The organism is Jannaschia sp. W003 (assembly GCF_025144335.1).
Lineage (GTDB): Bacteria > Pseudomonadota > Alphaproteobacteria > Rhodobacterales > Rhodobacteraceae > Jannaschia.
This window is the reverse complement of record NZ_CP083539.1, coordinates 920482-933107: the sequence shown is the minus strand read 5'-3', so window position 1 is coordinate 933107 and position 12626 is coordinate 920482. Positions and strand designations below refer to the sequence as shown.

Genomic DNA, 12626 nt, shown 5'->3' with positions numbered 1-12626 from the left:
GGGGCTCTGCCCCGGACCCCGGAGTATTTCCGCCAGGATGAAGGTCAGGCGAGGAGGTCGGCGACCATCCCGCTGTCCGGGTCGGCCAACGCCTCGATGACGTCGAAGTGGTGGCGGCCCTCGTGGATGCGCAGGGGGTGGTGCCAGGCTTCCGCGAGGCGCTCGGCCTGCCAGAGGAACGCGGGGCGCTCGTCTCCGCCGACGTGGGTGAAGACCTTCGGGCCGGGAATGGGCGTGCCGAGCGCAGGGCTCTCGGCCTCGGCCTCGGCGGCGTCGAGGCGGAGGTCGGCGTTCATCGTCTGCGGCACGAGGGGTCGAAGGTCGCCCACGGGCGAGATCGGCACGACGGTGGCGATGCGCGCGGCGCAGGCGGGGTGGGCGTCGGCCATGACCATGCGCGCCACGAGGTGGCCGCCGGCGCTGTGCCCCGCCAGCCGCACGGGGCCGGGCACGCGCGCCGCCGCCGAGGCGACGGCCTGCGCGATCATCGCGGTGATCTCCCGGATGCGCGCCTCGGGGGCGAGCACGTAGCCCGGCATCGCCACCGCATGGCCGTGCGCCAGCGCGCCGGCGGCGAGGTGCGACCAGTCGGTGCGGTCGAAGCGGCGCCAGTAGCCGCCGTGCACGAACACGGCGAGGCCCTTCGCGGTGCCCTCGGGGTGGAACAGGTCGAAGCGCTGGCGGGGGTGGTCGCCGTAGGCGTGGGTTTCGGCCCGCGCGCCCAAGCCTTCGCGGAAGGCAGCGGCCTCGGCGGCCCAGCGGGGCGGGTAGTCGGCGGCCCCCGCGATGTGGTCGGCGTTGGCGTAGGCGTCGTCCAGCGCCGCGCGGTCCATTGTCTGCCAGTCGTGCATCGCGATCTCCCTCGCGCCGCACCCTGCGCGGGCGGGCGGGGAAACGCAAAGGGGCGCCCGAAGGCGCCCCCGCGTGCGGATGGCGGCGGGCCTAATGCAGCTTGGCCTGCACCGTCTCGATCGAGCGGTCGATGCCGGCGGTGCGCTGCTCGGCGGTCATCTGCTTGGCGACCACCTCGGCGGCGGCGGCGGTGGCCACGGCGATGGCGCGCTCGCGCACCTCGCGGATGGCGGCGTTGCGCGCCGACGCGATCTGGTCCTCGGCGCCGGCGAGGCGGCGCTGGACGGAGGTTTCCAGGTCGGCCTTGGCGTGGTCGGCGGCGGCCTGCGCCTCGCGGCGGGCGGCGGCCACGATGTCGCCGGCCTGCTCCTTGGCCTCGCGGGTCTTGCGCTCGTAGGAGGCGAGCAGCGACTGCGCCTCCTCGCGGATCGCGCGGGCCTCGTCGAGGTCGCGGCGGATGCCGTCGGCACGGTCGTCGAGCATGCCCGACAGGCGCTGCGGCACCTTGAAGTAGACGACGATGCCCACGAACACGAGGAAGCCGAGAAGCACCACGAAGTCGGTGTTCTTCAGCGAGAAGAACGGCCCCGAGGCGGCGAGGGCGGGCGTGGCGGCGAGGGCCGCGGCGAGGGTGGCGAGGAAGCGCATCCGTCTATCCTTTCACGCGCGCGTCGACCGCGGCGTCGATGGCACTCTGGTCGGGCTCGCCGCCCAGGGCGCGCACGATCTCGGCGGCCACGTCGCGGGCGACCTCCTGCACGGAGGCGGCGGCGCCGGCGCGCACCTCGCCGATCTCGCGCTCGCTCTGCGCGGTGCGCTCGGCGATCTGCTCGTCGGCGCGGGCGATGGCCTTGTCCAGGTCGGCCTTGATGGCGTCGCGCGCCTCCTGGCCGATGCGCTGGGCCTCGGCGCGGGCCTCGGCGAGCGCGGTGTTGTAGTGCTCCTCGGCCTCCTCGGCCTGGCGCTTGAGGTCCTCGGCGGCGGCCAGGTCGTTCGAGATCGTGCCCTGGCGCTCGGCGAGCACGGCGCCCATGCGCGGCAGGGCCACGCGGGTGAGGATGAAGTAGATCGCGGCGAGCGCGACCAGCAGCCAGAAGATCTGGTTGGCGAACCACGCGTCGCACAGCTGCGGCATGCCGATGGCGTTGCCGAAGGCGTTCACGCAGGTGCCGCCGGCCTCGAGGGCGAGCGGGTCAACTAGTACGGGATCGGCCATGAGTGCCCTCGCGGTGGTTCGGATTCACGGCGGCGGGGGCACGAGAGGCCCCCGCCGGGCGTAAGGATCGCGCGTCGATCAGACGGCGAACATCAGCAGCAGCGACACCAGGAAGGCGAAGATGCCGAGGGCTTCGGCGAAGGCGATGCCGATGAACAGCGTCGCGGTCTGGGCGTTGGCGGCCGAGGGGTTGCGCAGGGCGCCGGCCAGGAAGTTGCCGGCCACGTTGCCCACACCGATCGCGGCGGCGCCGGAACCGATGGCGGCGAGGCCCGCGCCGATGAATTTGCCGGTGTCGGCCAGAACGATGAGATCGCCTTCCATGGGATAGCTCCTTACGCTTGGAAGTGGGTCGTGGGGGTTGGATCCGGACCCGTCAGTGCGACGGGTGCAGCGCGTCCTTCAGGTACACGCAGGTCAGGATCGTGAAGACGTAGGCCTGGATGAAGGCGACCAGCACCTCCAGCCCGTAGATCGCCGTGATCGCCAGCACCGAGAGCGGCGCGATGGCGGCGATGGCCGCGAAGCCCGCGAACACCTTGAGCACGGCGTGGCCGGCCATGATGTTGCCCGCGAGACGAATGGAGTGGCTGACGGGGCGCACGAAGTAGGAGATCAGCTCGATCACCGCCAGGACGGGGCGCAGCGCCAGGGGCGCCGAGGACACCCAGAAGAGCCCAAGGAAGGCCGCGCCGTTCTTCACGAAGCCGACGATGGTGACCGTCAGGAACACGGCCAGCGCCAGCACGGCCGTCACGGCGATGTGGCTGGTGGGCGAGAACGAGGCGGGGATCAGCGCCAGGAAGTTCGAGAACAGGATGAACAGGAACAGCGTGAAGATGTAGGGGAAGAACTTGATCGCGTCCTTGCCGGTCACGTCCTCGACCATCTTGTAGACGAAGCCGTAGGCCAGCTCGGCGGTCGACTGGGCGCGGGAGGGCACGATGGCGCGGCCGCGGGTGCCGATGATCAGCAGGAGCACGACGCACAGGACGGCGAGCGCCATCCAGAAGGTCGCGTTGGTGATCGTGTACCAGTGCACCGCATCGCCGGCCTCGCCGAAGAGGGGCTTCACGATGAACTGGTCCATGGGATGGAAGCTCAGGCCGCCGCCGTGGTCGGCCTCGGCGGTGACGCCCACGGCATCGACGGCGGCGCCGGTGTCGGGGACCGGCAGGGCGGAGACGTCGTCGTGGGCTTCGTTTTCCATGCTCTAGTCCTCGTGGGGCGCGCCGGCGCCCGGTTCCCTCAGCGCGGCAGCCGCGTCGATCTTTCCCTGCACCTCGCGCGCCGAGGCGATCATCGTCTTCACCCCGGCCGCGAAGCCGAGCAGCGTGAACACGACCATGAGCCAGGGCTGCGTGCCCAGAAGCGCATCGAGGCCGTATCCGATGCCGAACCCGATCCCGAGCCCGGCCACCATCTCGATCACCATCCGCCAGGCGAGCTGCGCCTGGGAGTAGTGCTCCTCCATGTGGTCGCGGGCCTCGGGCGGCCGGGCGGCTTGCAGGCGCGCGTTCAGCGCCCTCATTCGCTCGGCTTCGTCGCCCTCGGACATGCGCGCCCCCATGACGGTCGGGGGGTGGGATAGGCGGGGGGGCGGGCCGAGTCAACGCGGTGGGAACGCATGCAGAATCAGCATGTTAGACGATTTGTCCGCTGACCGGCGATGCGCGGGGACGTTCAACGCATCGGTTGAACGTCCTTGACGCGCGGCCCCCGCGCCCCCATCGCGGCCCCATGCCCGCCCCCCTCGACGCCGTGTTCGCCGCCCTCGCCGACCCGACCCGCCGCGCCATCCTCGCCATGCTGCTCGAGGACGACATGGCCGTGACGGACGTGGCCGCGCCGCTGCCGATCTCGCTCGCAGCCGTGTCGAAGCACCTCGCCGTGCTCGCCCGCGCCGGCCTCATCGCGCAGGAGCGGCGGGGGCGCGTGGTCTGGTGCAAGCTGGAGCCGGACGCGCTTCGCGAGGCGAGCGTGTGGATGCAGGCGTTCGGGCAGTACGAGGGGCCGGACCTGGACCGGCTGGAGGCGTTGCTGGACTGCGGGCCGGAGGGGGCCTGAGACGCGGGTTCCGCGCTGCCGCGCGGAGGTATTTCCGGCAAGATGAGGAGGGGCGTCGAACCCGCCCCCCCTCGGGCGGCGTTGGGGGGCATGGACGCTCCGCACATCGCCCCTTCCCGCACCGCCCTGCCCCGCCATGCGCCCGAGACGCTGGAGGCGCTGCCCGACGCGCCCGCGCGGCTGTGGAAGCCCCGGCGGGTGCTGCTGACGAAGGCGGCGCGCGACTGGCCGATGGCCGGGCGGGTGGCGGAGCGGGCAGCGAAGCTGGGCGCCGAGGTGGTGGATCTGCCGGGCGACCGGATCACGGGCCTTGCGGGCACAGACGCGCGCGACACCTACCGGCGCGCGAAGTCGACGCTGGCCGTCACGGTGGCGTCCGAGGCCAAGATGCGCCCCCAGCCGATCCCGCCCTCGGCCGACTTCCGGTTCGACCTCGCCACGGGCTGCCCGGCCCACTGCCAGTACTGCTACCTCGCCGGCTCGCTGAAGGGGCCGCCCGTGACGCGCCTCTTCGCCAACCTCGCCGAGATCCTGGACCGCCTGCCGCCCCTGGTGGGCGAGGGGCGGATCACCTCGCGCAATGCGGCGCGCGCCCACGAGGGGACGACCTACGAGGCGTCCTGCTACACCGACCCGCTGGCCTTCGAGCACCTCTCGGGCGGGCTGTCGGAGACGGTGGCGTGGTTCGGGGCGCGGAACGAGGACATGGGGCTGCGCTTCACCACGAAGTTCGCCGACACCATTGGGCTGGAGGCCGCCGCCCACGGGGGCCGGACCCGCGCCCGCTTCTCGGTGAACGCCGAGGCCGTCACCCGCCGCTTCGAGGGCGGCACCGCGCCGCTGGCGGGCCGGCTCGCCGCGATGGGGCGGCTGGCGCGCGCGGGCTACCCGGTGGGGCTGACGGTGGCGCCGATCATGCCGCTGGAGGACTGGGCGGACTCCTACGACGCGCTGTTCCGGGATGCGGCCGCCGCGCTGCCCGAGGATGCAGACGTGACGGTGGAGCTGATCACCCACCGTTTCACGCCCGGCTCCAAGGAGGTGCTGCTGGGCTGGTACCCGGCCACGGCGCTGGAGATGGACGAGGCGGTGCGGACCGTGAAGCGCAACAAGTTCGGGGGGCGCAAGTACGTGTACCCCAAGGAGCTGATGCGCGAGATGCGGGACACGCTGGAGCGCCAGGTCGCCGCGCGCCTGCCGGGGGCGCAGGTGCTCTACTGGACCTGAGCGACCTCGCGGAGGAGCGCCGCCATGCGCTCGGCCTTGGCCGTCCACAGCCCCTCGCGCAGGACGCGCGCCTGCCCCGCCCGGCCCATGCGCTCGCGCAGCGCCGGATCATCCGCGAGGCGGCGGAGTGCTGCGGCGATGTCGCGGGCGAAGCGGTCCGGGTCGGTGACCGGGATCTTTATGGCACAAGTCTCGTCCAGGATCGCGTCCGGGCCGCCCGCCGCCGCGCCGATCACCGGCAGCCCCCAGCGCATCGCCTCGTAGAGCACGTTGCCCGCCGGCTCGCGGAACGACGGGAACGCGAAGACGTCCGCCTGCGCGTAGAGGCGCTCCACCGCCTCGCGGGGCACGAGGCCGAGGAACCGCACCCGGTCCGCCAGCCCGAGCCGCTCGGCCTCCCGGCGGCACGCCTCGATCTCGGGCCCCTCGCCCGCCGAGACGAGGCGCAAACGCGGATCGTCCGCGATCGCCATCGCCCGGATCACGTCGCGCAGTCCCTTGGTCCGCACGCCCCGGCCCACGTGGAGGAGGCGCACCACGCCGTCCGGCCCCGGCTCGCGCGGGCCGGCGGGGCCGTCGACGCCCAGCTCCAGTATGTTCTCGTAGCGGCGGGGGACGATGCCCGCCGCGGCGAGCCGCGCGCCCACGTAGGGCGCCACCCCCAGCACCAGCGCGGCGTCCCGGTAGCCCGCGCGGAGCCGTGGGTCGTGGCACAGGCGCAGGCCGTCCAGCGCGCGCAGCCGCGAGAACAACTCCGGCGCCACCTCGTGCGCGAAGCCGGGCGGCGTCGGGAGCGTGCCGCCGAGGGGGCCTATGACGTAAGGCACCCCGGCGCCGCGCAGGGGCGTGGCGTAGCGCGGGGCCTGCGGCATGAGCTGGTGCGCCACGTCCCAGCGGCCCGGGTTGCGGGCGAGATGGCGGCGCACCCTTGCTGCGAACACCGGCCACTCGGGCTTGAGCATCGCCCCCAGCCGTCCCGTCCGCCGAAGCGCGCGCGGCACCGGCCAGGTGGTCACGTCCGCCCCCGGCAACTGCTCGCGCAGGGGCGCGTGGTGGGGCGGGCTGTCCATCGCCAGCACCGTGAGGTCGACCAGCGGGGCCAGCGCCTCGGCCCAGCGGAACGCCACGTGGGCCTCGCCCGTGGCCTGGCGCGACACGAACGGGGCGATCAGCAGGACGCGGAGGCGGGGCATCGCGGGCCTTTCGGGCATGGCACGCGATGCCTAGCCCGGCGCCCCGGCGGCGGCTAGCGCGCCGCCTCCTGCTCCAGCCGCAGGCGCGCGGTGGCCTCGTGCTCCTCGGCGGCGCGCTGGTCGGCGACGCGGGCGCGCACGAAGTCCAGATGCGCCTCGACCGCGCGGCGGGCGGCGTCGGGGTCGCGGGCCCGCAGCGCCTCGTCGATGGCGCGGTGCTGGTCGAGCAGCTGATCGCGGGTGGTGCGCTGGCGGAACATGGCGTTGCGGTTGAAGAACACGCCCTCGCGCAGCAGGTCCATCATGGAGCGCATCATGTGCAGCATGATGACGTTGTGGCTCGCCTCCACGATGGCCATGTGGAACGCGGCATCGAGGGCGGCCTCCTCGGAGGGGTCGCGCTTGCCGTGGGCGGCCTCCATCTTCGCCATCAGCGCGTGCACCAGCGCGAGGTCGGTGTCGGAGCCGTGGCGCGCGGCGCGCGCGGCGGCCAGCCCCTCGATGTCGCGGCGGAAGGCGATGTAGTCGAGCAGCGCGTCGTCGTGGGTGGCGAAGAGCCGCGTCAGCGCCGGCGAGAAGGCGTTGCCCAGCACGTCGGCGACGTAGACGCCCGCGCCGGCGCGGCTTTCCAGCAGCCCGCGCGCGGCCAGTTCGGCCACCGCCTCGCGCAAGGAGGGGCGCGACACGCCGAGGCGCTCCGACAGCTCGCGCTCGGGCGGCAGGCGGTCTCCGGGGCGCAGGATGCCGTGGAGCACCATGGTCTCGATCTGCCGCACCACGGCCTGGGCGAGCTTCTCGGAGGTGACCTTCTGGAACGGCATGCGGGCGACTCGCTGCGGGGAATTGGTCAGAAGATATGACCGCGGGCGCGCGAGGCCAACGAAAAAGGGGCCCCGCGCGGAGGCCCCTCTCGGTGGTGGTGTGCGGTGCGGGTTCGAATCAGCCGTTGGGGATGATCACGATCTCGACGCGGCGGTTGGCCTGACGGCCTTCGGCCGTCTGGTTCGAGGCGATCGGGCTCGACTCGCCGCGGCCGATGGTCTGGACGCGCGCCGGGCTCACGCCGGCCTCGTAGAGGATGCCGGCGACCGAGCGGGCGCGGCGCTCGCTGAGATCCTGGTTGTAGGCGGCCGAGCCGGTGTTGTCGGTGTGGCCGATGACCTGCACGCGGCTGTTGGGGAACTGCAGGAGGTTCTGGCCGATGGTGCGGATCTGGCCGGGCGCGCGCACGGCGGCGCTGTCGGTGGCGAACAGGATCGACTCGGGGGCGTTCACCACGATGCGGTCGCCGGTGTTGGTCACGTCGATGCGGCTGTCGAGGCTGTTGCGCAGCTCCTGGGCCTGGCGGTCGAGCTGGTCGCCGATGGCCGCGCCCACGGCGCCGCCGACGGCCGCGCCCACGACGGCACGCTTGAGCTTGTCGTCGCGGCCGTCGTCGGTCGCCGCGCCGATGGCCGCGCCCGCCAGCGCGCCGGCGATGGCGCCCTGCTGGGTGCGGGTGCGGTCGTCCACGGGGGTGGTCGAGACGCAGGCCGAGAGCAGCAGGGTCGAGGCGAGGCCGAGGGCGGCGGTGGTCTTAAGAAGGGTCATGTCGGTCCTATCCGAAGGGTGTTCCGTGGCGAGGCTACGACGAGCCGCGCGCATGTTCCAGCCCGGAGCGGGACGCGCACGTGCCGCCGGGTCTCGGGCAGAGATGGGGCGGGATGCCGCCGATAGGCAATATCAGCCGCCCGCCACCGGCTCGCAGGCGCCGGCCCGCTCCAGGCGGGCGCTCTCCCAGGCGAGCATGGCGCGCTTCACGGGCAGGCCCCAGTGGTAGCCGCCCAGCGCGCCCGAGGCGCGCAGCGCCCGGTGGCAGGGGATCAGGAAGCTGACCGGGTTGCGCCCCACGGCGGTGCCCACGGCGCGCACCGCCTTCGGCTTGCCGATGGCGCGGGCGATCTCGCCGTAGGTGGTGACGTGGCCCGAGGGGATGCGCATCAGCGCCTCCCAGACCTTGATTTGGAACGGCGCGCCGATGAGGTGGAGCCGCGCCTCGGCCCGCGGCGCGAAGAGCGCGGCGACATGGGGCGCCACGGCGGCGCGGTCCTCGCGCAGCTCGGCCCGGGGCCAGCGCGCGGCCATGTCGGCCAGCGCCGCCGCGGCGCCCGTCTCGCCCGCGAAGGCGATGCCGCAGAGGCCACGGTCGGTGGCCATGGCCAGCATCGGGCCGAAGGGGCTGTCGAAGGTGCCGTGCCGCACCCGGAGGCCCTCGCCGCCGCGGGCGTACTCGCCGGGGCTCATGGCCTCCCAGCGCAGGAACAGGTCGTGGAGGCGGGAAGTGCCCGAGAGCCCGACGTCGAGTGCGGTGTCGAGCACGCTGCGCCGCTCGCGCAGGAGGCGCTTGGCGTGGCCGAGGGCCAGGAAGCCGCCCAGCCGCTTGGGGCTGATCCCGGCCCAGGCCGAGAACACCCGCTGGAAGTGCGCGGGGCTGAGACCGGCGGCGGCGGCGAGGGCGTCCAGCGAGGCGCCGGGGTCGGCGTCCACGGCGGCGATGGCGCGGCGCATGATGCGGTAGTGCGCGGCGCCCTCGGCGGCCGCGTCGCGGTCGGGGGCCACGTCGGGGGCGGGGGCCACGTCGGGGGCGGGGGCCGTGGCGAGGGCGGGAATCGGGGCGTGGCTGGTCATGGGCCGAGGATACCGCCCCCGCCCCCCGCCGCGCGACCCGTTTCATGCGGCGACCGCGATCCCCCGCAGCAGCGCCCGCCCCTCGCGCACCGAGAGGCAGGGGCGCGCGGCGGTCCGGTGCGCCCGGCGCAGCGCCGCCAGCCGCGCGCGCGGCAGCACCGGCCGGACGACGGCCTCGCCGAGAGGGCCGAGCAGCAGGCTCTCGGCCCAGACGCCCCCGGCGCGGATCACGGCGTGCCGCTCCAAGAGCACGTGGTGGACCCGCTCGCCCCGGCGCGCGGGCCGGGCGATGTCCCACGCGGCGGCGGGCACGAGCACCTCCGCCGCGCCGTGCAGCAGCGCGCAATGCGCCCCGCCCACGAGCACGCGGTGCTGCGGCGTCGTCTCCAGCCCGCCTGGCAGCCGCGCCATCGCCCCGCCCCCGAGCGGGGCCGCGCCGCACCACACCACCGGCAGCGTGCCCCCGCCGTGGAGGCGCAGCCGCATCCCGGGCCGCAGCCGCTCCACCGCGACGGGGCCGTGCGCCGTCTCGACCGGGGTGCCGGCCGCGAAGCACGGCACGCTGTAGCCGGCGTATTCGGCGTAGGTGGAGCGGGTGTCGCGGCCCCCGCTCGCCGTGTCGTCGGCGACGTTGCCGGTGCCGCGGTAGGTGTAGGTCACGCCGGGCTGGAGCGGGGCCGAGGGCATGATCCCGACGAGCACCCCGTCGATCTCCACGGTCTTGAGGTAGATCATCGCGCCGTCCGGCGTCACGATCCCGTGGTATTCCTCGGCGTAGAACTGCCCTGCCGCGATCACCTCGCCCGCGGGGCCGGTCACTGTGGCTGCCTGGGTGGTGTCGTTGCCGACTTCGTGCGCGATGTCGTCGCCGTCGATGTGGTCGTCATCGTCAACCGCACGCATGTGCACGCGGTGGGTCGTGAAGTCGTAGTCCGGCGCGAGCGTGACCGCCCCGGTGGCCGCGTCGTAGACGATCGCGTCGGGCGCGTAGAGGTGGAACTCGTGGACGGGCATCGGCGCTCCTCGCGCACGCCGTCGCAGATTCGCGTTGCGGTCCGGTTAAAGGGCCCCGGTCCCGCGACCTTGCCCCGCCCGCGCCCGCGCGGCACAAGCCCCGCCCATGGCCGCCAAGCTCCCCCCGCCCCTCCCTTTCGCAGAGCAGGCCGAGATCTTCCGCCGCTTCCACGCCGCCGAGCCCGAGCCGCGCGGCGAGCTGGAGCACGTGAACGCCTTCACCCTGGTGGTCGCCGTGGCCCTGTCCGCGCAGTCCACGGATGCGGGCGTGAACCGGGCGACGCGCGCGCTGTTCGCCGTGGCCGACACGCCCGAGAAGATGCTGGCCCTCGGCGAGGAGGGCCTGATCGAGCACATCAAGACGATCGGCCTGTTCCGCAACAAGGCCAGGAACGTGATCGCCCTGAGCCGCATCCTCGCGGAGGAGCACGGCGGCGAGGTCCCCTCCTCCCGCGCCGCGCTCCAGCGGCTGCCGGGCGTGGGGCGCAAGACCGCGAACGTGGTGCTGAACATGTGGTGGGGCCATCCGGCGCAGGCGGTGGACACCCACATCTTCCGCGTCGGCAACCGCACCCGGATCGCACCGGGCAAGGATGTGGACGCCGTGGAGCGCGCCATCGAGGACAACGTGCCCGCCCCCTACCAGCGCCACGCCCACCACTGGCTGATCCTCCACGGCCGCTACACCTGCGTGGCACGCAAGCCCAAGTGCCCCGCCTGCCTCATCCGCGACCTGTGCCCGTTCGAGGGCAAGACGCCGGAGCCGCAGGCGAAGGCGCCCCGGATCTGATCCGGGGCCTCCCGCCCCTCCTCCATCCTGGCCCGAATACTCCGGGGGCCCGGGGGCAGCGCCCCCGCCCCGGCCAACCGAAAGCCCCGCCCCATGACCCAGACCTACGACGTGATCGGCATCGGCAACGCCATCGTCGACGTGATCGCCCACAGCGACGACAGCTTCCTCGACCACATGGGCATCGAGAAGGGCATCATGCAGCTCGTGGAGCGCGAGCGGGCGGAGCTGCTCTATGCCGCCATGGAGGACCGGATGCAGGCGCCCGGCGGCTCGGTCGCCAACACCCTGGCGGGGATCGGCGCGCTGGGGCTGCGCACGGCGTTCATCGGCAAAGTGCGCGACGACGCGCTGGGCCGCTTCTACGCCGAGACCATGCGCGCCTCGGGCACCGCCTTCCCGAACCCGCCGAAGGCCGCCGACCTGCCCACCTCGCGCTCCATGATCTTCGTGTCGCCCGACGGCGAGCGGTCCATGAACACCTATCTCGGCGCGGGCGCCGACCTCGGGGCCGCGGACGTGCCGGACGTGTTCGCCGGCGGGGGCCTCCTGTTCCTCGAGGGCTACCTGTTCGACAAGGACGACGGGAAGACCGCCTTCACGGAGGCCGCCGCGCGGATGCGCGCCGCGGGGGGCCGCTCGGCCATCACCATCTCCGACCCGTTCTGCGCCGAGCGCCACCGCGCCGACTTCCAGCGCCTGATTGCCGAGGACATGGACGTGGCCATCGGCAACGCGAAGGAGTGGTGCACCCTCTACGAGACAGGCGACGTGGAGGAGGCCTTGGGCCGCGCGGCGGAGGTCTGCGGCATCGTGGCCTGCACCCGCTCGGGCGAGGACGTGTGGGTGCGCGCGGGAGACCAGCGGATCGTGGCGCCGGTCGAGGCGGCGCGGGTCGTGGACGCCACCGGAGCGGGCGACCAGTTCGCGGCCGGCTTCCTCTACGGGATCGCGGCGGGGCGCGACCTGGAGACGGCGGCGCGCATGGGCGTGGTCTGCGCGCGCGAAGTGATCGGGCACGTGGGCCCCCGCCCCCATGCGGACCTCGACGCGCTGTTCCGCGCCGAGGGCCTGCTGTAGCCGCCGAGACGGCCTAGTGGCAGTGGAGAGGCTGGGACCCCGCGTGGCAGCACTGGCCGGGCGGCGAGGACTTGCGGCAACCGCCGCCGTGGGCATCGGCGGCGAAGGGCAGGCAGGCCAACGCCGCGCCGAACGCGAATGCGAGCAATGATTTCACGGGTACGTCCCTTCGGGTTGAGGCCCCTTAACCATTCTTAACGGATTGCCGACGCGCCAGCCCGTCCAGCGCAGGACCACGATTGCGCGGCCAATCGGGGTGGATTGGTGCGAGATTCGAACCGCTTCCGCGGGATCGCGGCGAGGCGCGACACGGGGGCGCGCATGGAGGTGATCGGGCCCGTGCGGCCCTCGACGCGCCGTTCCGCGCCGAGGGCCTGACGGTCTGACACCTTCTCCATGCGGGGCGCGGCGGACGCCCCCCGTCCCGCCTCCCGCGGGCCGGGGGTGGTCCCCCGGGCATGCCCCTTGGCCCGGGTGCGGCCGCGGGGCGGGAGGAGACCCCACGGCACCGGATCACCAA

The 12626-nt window shown here is 73.7% G+C and carries 15 protein-coding genes; 4 read left to right on the top strand and 11 right to left on the bottom strand.

The annotated features are described in order from the left end of the window. Positions 1–44 precede the first annotated feature (44 nt). The 6 genes from K3554_RS04435 to K3554_RS04410 all read right to left on the bottom strand — a co-directional run bounded on the left by K3554_RS04435 (position 45) and on the right by K3554_RS04410 (position 3626). On the bottom strand, positions 45–851 hold the full coding sequence (locus K3554_RS04435; RefSeq protein WP_259943976.1) for an alpha/beta hydrolase: 807 nt from the start codon (positions 849–851) through the stop codon (positions 45–47). A 91-nt stretch (positions 852–942) separates the two neighbouring features. After that, the gene (locus K3554_RS04430; protein ID WP_259943974.1) at positions 943–1500 is read right to left on the bottom strand and encodes a F0F1 ATP synthase subunit B; all 558 of its coding nucleotides are present in this window, start codon (positions 1498–1500) and stop codon (positions 943–945) included. A gap of 4 nt (positions 1501–1504) precedes the next feature. After that, on the bottom strand, positions 1505–2068 hold the full coding sequence (locus tag K3554_RS04425; RefSeq protein WP_259943972.1) for a F0F1 ATP synthase subunit B': 564 nt from the start codon (positions 2066–2068) through the stop codon (positions 1505–1507). A gap of 78 nt (positions 2069–2146) precedes the next feature. Continuing rightward, complete coding sequence (locus K3554_RS04420) at positions 2147–2392, bottom strand: F0F1 ATP synthase subunit C (protein ID WP_259943971.1); 246 nt, start codon at positions 2390–2392, stop codon at positions 2147–2149. 52 nt (positions 2393–2444) lie between these two features. Next, positions 2445–3158, bottom strand: coding sequence for a F0F1 ATP synthase subunit A (locus K3554_RS04415; protein ID WP_259945792.1), 714 nt, complete (start codon positions 3156–3158; stop codon positions 2445–2447). 123 nt (positions 3159–3281) lie between these two features. After that, a complete protein-coding gene (locus K3554_RS04410) occupies positions 3282–3626 on the bottom strand; it encodes an AtpZ/AtpI family protein (protein ID WP_259943969.1) in 345 nt (114 codons plus the stop codon). Positions 3627–3808: 182 nt separating this feature from the next. Between K3554_RS04410 and K3554_RS04405 the strand changes: the two genes are divergently transcribed. Next, positions 3809–4135 carry a helix-turn-helix transcriptional regulator gene (locus tag K3554_RS04405; protein ID WP_259943967.1) on the top strand — a complete coding sequence of 109 codons (327 nt, stop codon included), beginning with the start codon at positions 3809–3811 and terminating at the stop codon, positions 4133–4135. Between the two features lie 90 nt (positions 4136–4225). Continuing rightward, positions 4226–5362, top strand: a complete 1137-nt coding sequence (locus K3554_RS04400; protein WP_259943966.1) for a spore photoproduct lyase family protein — start codon at positions 4226–4228, stop codon at positions 5360–5362. Here K3554_RS04400 and K3554_RS04395 read toward each other — a convergent pair. The 5 genes from K3554_RS04395 to K3554_RS04375 all read right to left on the bottom strand — a co-directional run bounded on the left by K3554_RS04395 (position 5350) and on the right by K3554_RS04375 (position 10236). Further along, positions 5350–6555: a glycosyltransferase family 4 protein gene (locus K3554_RS04395; protein ID WP_259943964.1), complete on the bottom strand. Its 1206-nt coding sequence runs from the start codon at positions 6553–6555 to the stop codon at positions 5350–5352. The genes K3554_RS04400 and K3554_RS04395 overlap by 13 nt on opposite strands. A 53-nt stretch (positions 6556–6608) precedes the next feature. After that, positions 6609–7376, bottom strand: a complete 768-nt coding sequence (locus K3554_RS04390) for a FadR/GntR family transcriptional regulator (protein ID WP_259943962.1) — start codon at positions 7374–7376, stop codon at positions 6609–6611. 118 nt (positions 7377–7494) lie between these two features. Further along, complete coding sequence (locus K3554_RS04385; protein ID WP_259943960.1) at positions 7495–8145, bottom strand: OmpA family protein; 651 nt, start codon at positions 8143–8145, stop codon at positions 7495–7497. A gap of 132 nt (positions 8146–8277) precedes the next feature. After that, positions 8278–9102 carry a methylated-DNA--[protein]-cysteine S-methyltransferase gene (locus K3554_RS04380; protein ID WP_259945791.1) on the bottom strand — a complete coding sequence of 275 codons (825 nt, stop codon included), beginning with the start codon at positions 9100–9102 and terminating at the stop codon, positions 8278–8280. A 162-nt stretch (positions 9103–9264) separates the two neighbouring features. Further along, on the bottom strand, positions 9265–10236 hold the full coding sequence (locus tag K3554_RS04375) for a Hint domain-containing protein (protein WP_259943959.1): 972 nt from the start codon (positions 10234–10236) through the stop codon (positions 9265–9267). A 106-nt stretch (positions 10237–10342) separates the two neighbouring features. Here K3554_RS04375 and nth point away from each other — a divergent pair, with 106 nt between their 5' ends. Both nth and K3554_RS04365 read left to right on the top strand, forming a co-directional pair. Further along, positions 10343–11026, top strand: coding sequence for an endonuclease III (gene nth / locus K3554_RS04370; RefSeq protein WP_259943958.1), 684 nt, complete (start codon positions 10343–10345; stop codon positions 11024–11026). A 93-nt stretch (positions 11027–11119) separates the two neighbouring features. Next, on the top strand, positions 11120–12106 hold the full coding sequence (locus tag K3554_RS04365) for an adenosine kinase (RefSeq protein ID WP_259943957.1): 987 nt from the start codon (positions 11120–11122) through the stop codon (positions 12104–12106). The last annotated feature ends 520 nt before the right edge of the window (positions 12107–12626 follow it).

What these genes read in the sequence shown, in the direction of transcription:
- K3554_RS04430 (WP_259943974.1), bottom strand. Translation starts at nt 1,500, where the DNA reads ATGCGCTTCCTCGCCACCCTCGCCGCGGCCCTCGCCGCCACGCCCGCC.
- K3554_RS04420 (WP_259943971.1), bottom strand. Translation starts at nt 2,392, where the DNA reads ATGGAAGGCGATCTCATCGTTCTGGCCGACACCGGCAAATTCATCGGC.
- K3554_RS04425 (WP_259943972.1), bottom strand. Translation starts at nt 2,068, where the DNA reads ATGGCCGATCCCGTACTAGTTGACCCGCTCGCCCTCGAGGCCGGCGGC.
- K3554_RS04410 (WP_259943969.1), bottom strand. Translation starts at nt 3,626, where the DNA reads ATGTCCGAGGGCGACGAAGCCGAGCGAATGAGGGCGCTGAACGCGCGC.
- K3554_RS04375 (WP_259943959.1), bottom strand. Translation starts at nt 10,236, where the DNA reads ATGCCCGTCCACGAGTTCCACCTCTACGCGCCCGACGCGATCGTCTAC.
- K3554_RS04400 (WP_259943966.1), top strand. Translation starts at nt 4,226, where the DNA reads ATGGACGCTCCGCACATCGCCCCTTCCCGCACCGCCCTGCCCCGCCAT.
- K3554_RS04415 (WP_259945792.1), bottom strand. Translation starts at nt 3,158, where the DNA reads ATGGACCAGTTCATCGTGAAGCCCCTCTTCGGCGAGGCCGGCGATGCG.
- K3554_RS04395 (WP_259943964.1), bottom strand. Translation starts at nt 6,555, where the DNA reads ATGCCCCGCCTCCGCGTCCTGCTGATCGCCCCGTTCGTGTCGCGCCAG.
- K3554_RS04390 (WP_259943962.1), bottom strand. Translation starts at nt 7,376, where the DNA reads ATGCCGTTCCAGAAGGTCACCTCCGAGAAGCTCGCCCAGGCCGTGGTG.
- nth (WP_259943958.1), top strand. Translation starts at nt 10,343, where the DNA reads ATGGCCGCCAAGCTCCCCCCGCCCCTCCCTTTCGCAGAGCAGGCCGAG.
- K3554_RS04405 (WP_259943967.1), top strand. Translation starts at nt 3,809, where the DNA reads ATGCCCGCCCCCCTCGACGCCGTGTTCGCCGCCCTCGCCGACCCGACC.
- K3554_RS04380 (WP_259945791.1), bottom strand. Translation starts at nt 9,102, where the DNA reads ATGCGCCGCGCCATCGCCGCCGTGGACGCCGACCCCGGCGCCTCGCTG.
- K3554_RS04435 (WP_259943976.1), bottom strand. Translation starts at nt 851, where the DNA reads ATGCACGACTGGCAGACAATGGACCGCGCGGCGCTGGACGACGCCTAC.
- K3554_RS04385 (WP_259943960.1), bottom strand. Translation starts at nt 8,145, where the DNA reads ATGACCCTTCTTAAGACCACCGCCGCCCTCGGCCTCGCCTCGACCCTG.
- K3554_RS04365 (WP_259943957.1), top strand. Translation starts at nt 11,120, where the DNA reads ATGACCCAGACCTACGACGTGATCGGCATCGGCAACGCCATCGTCGAC.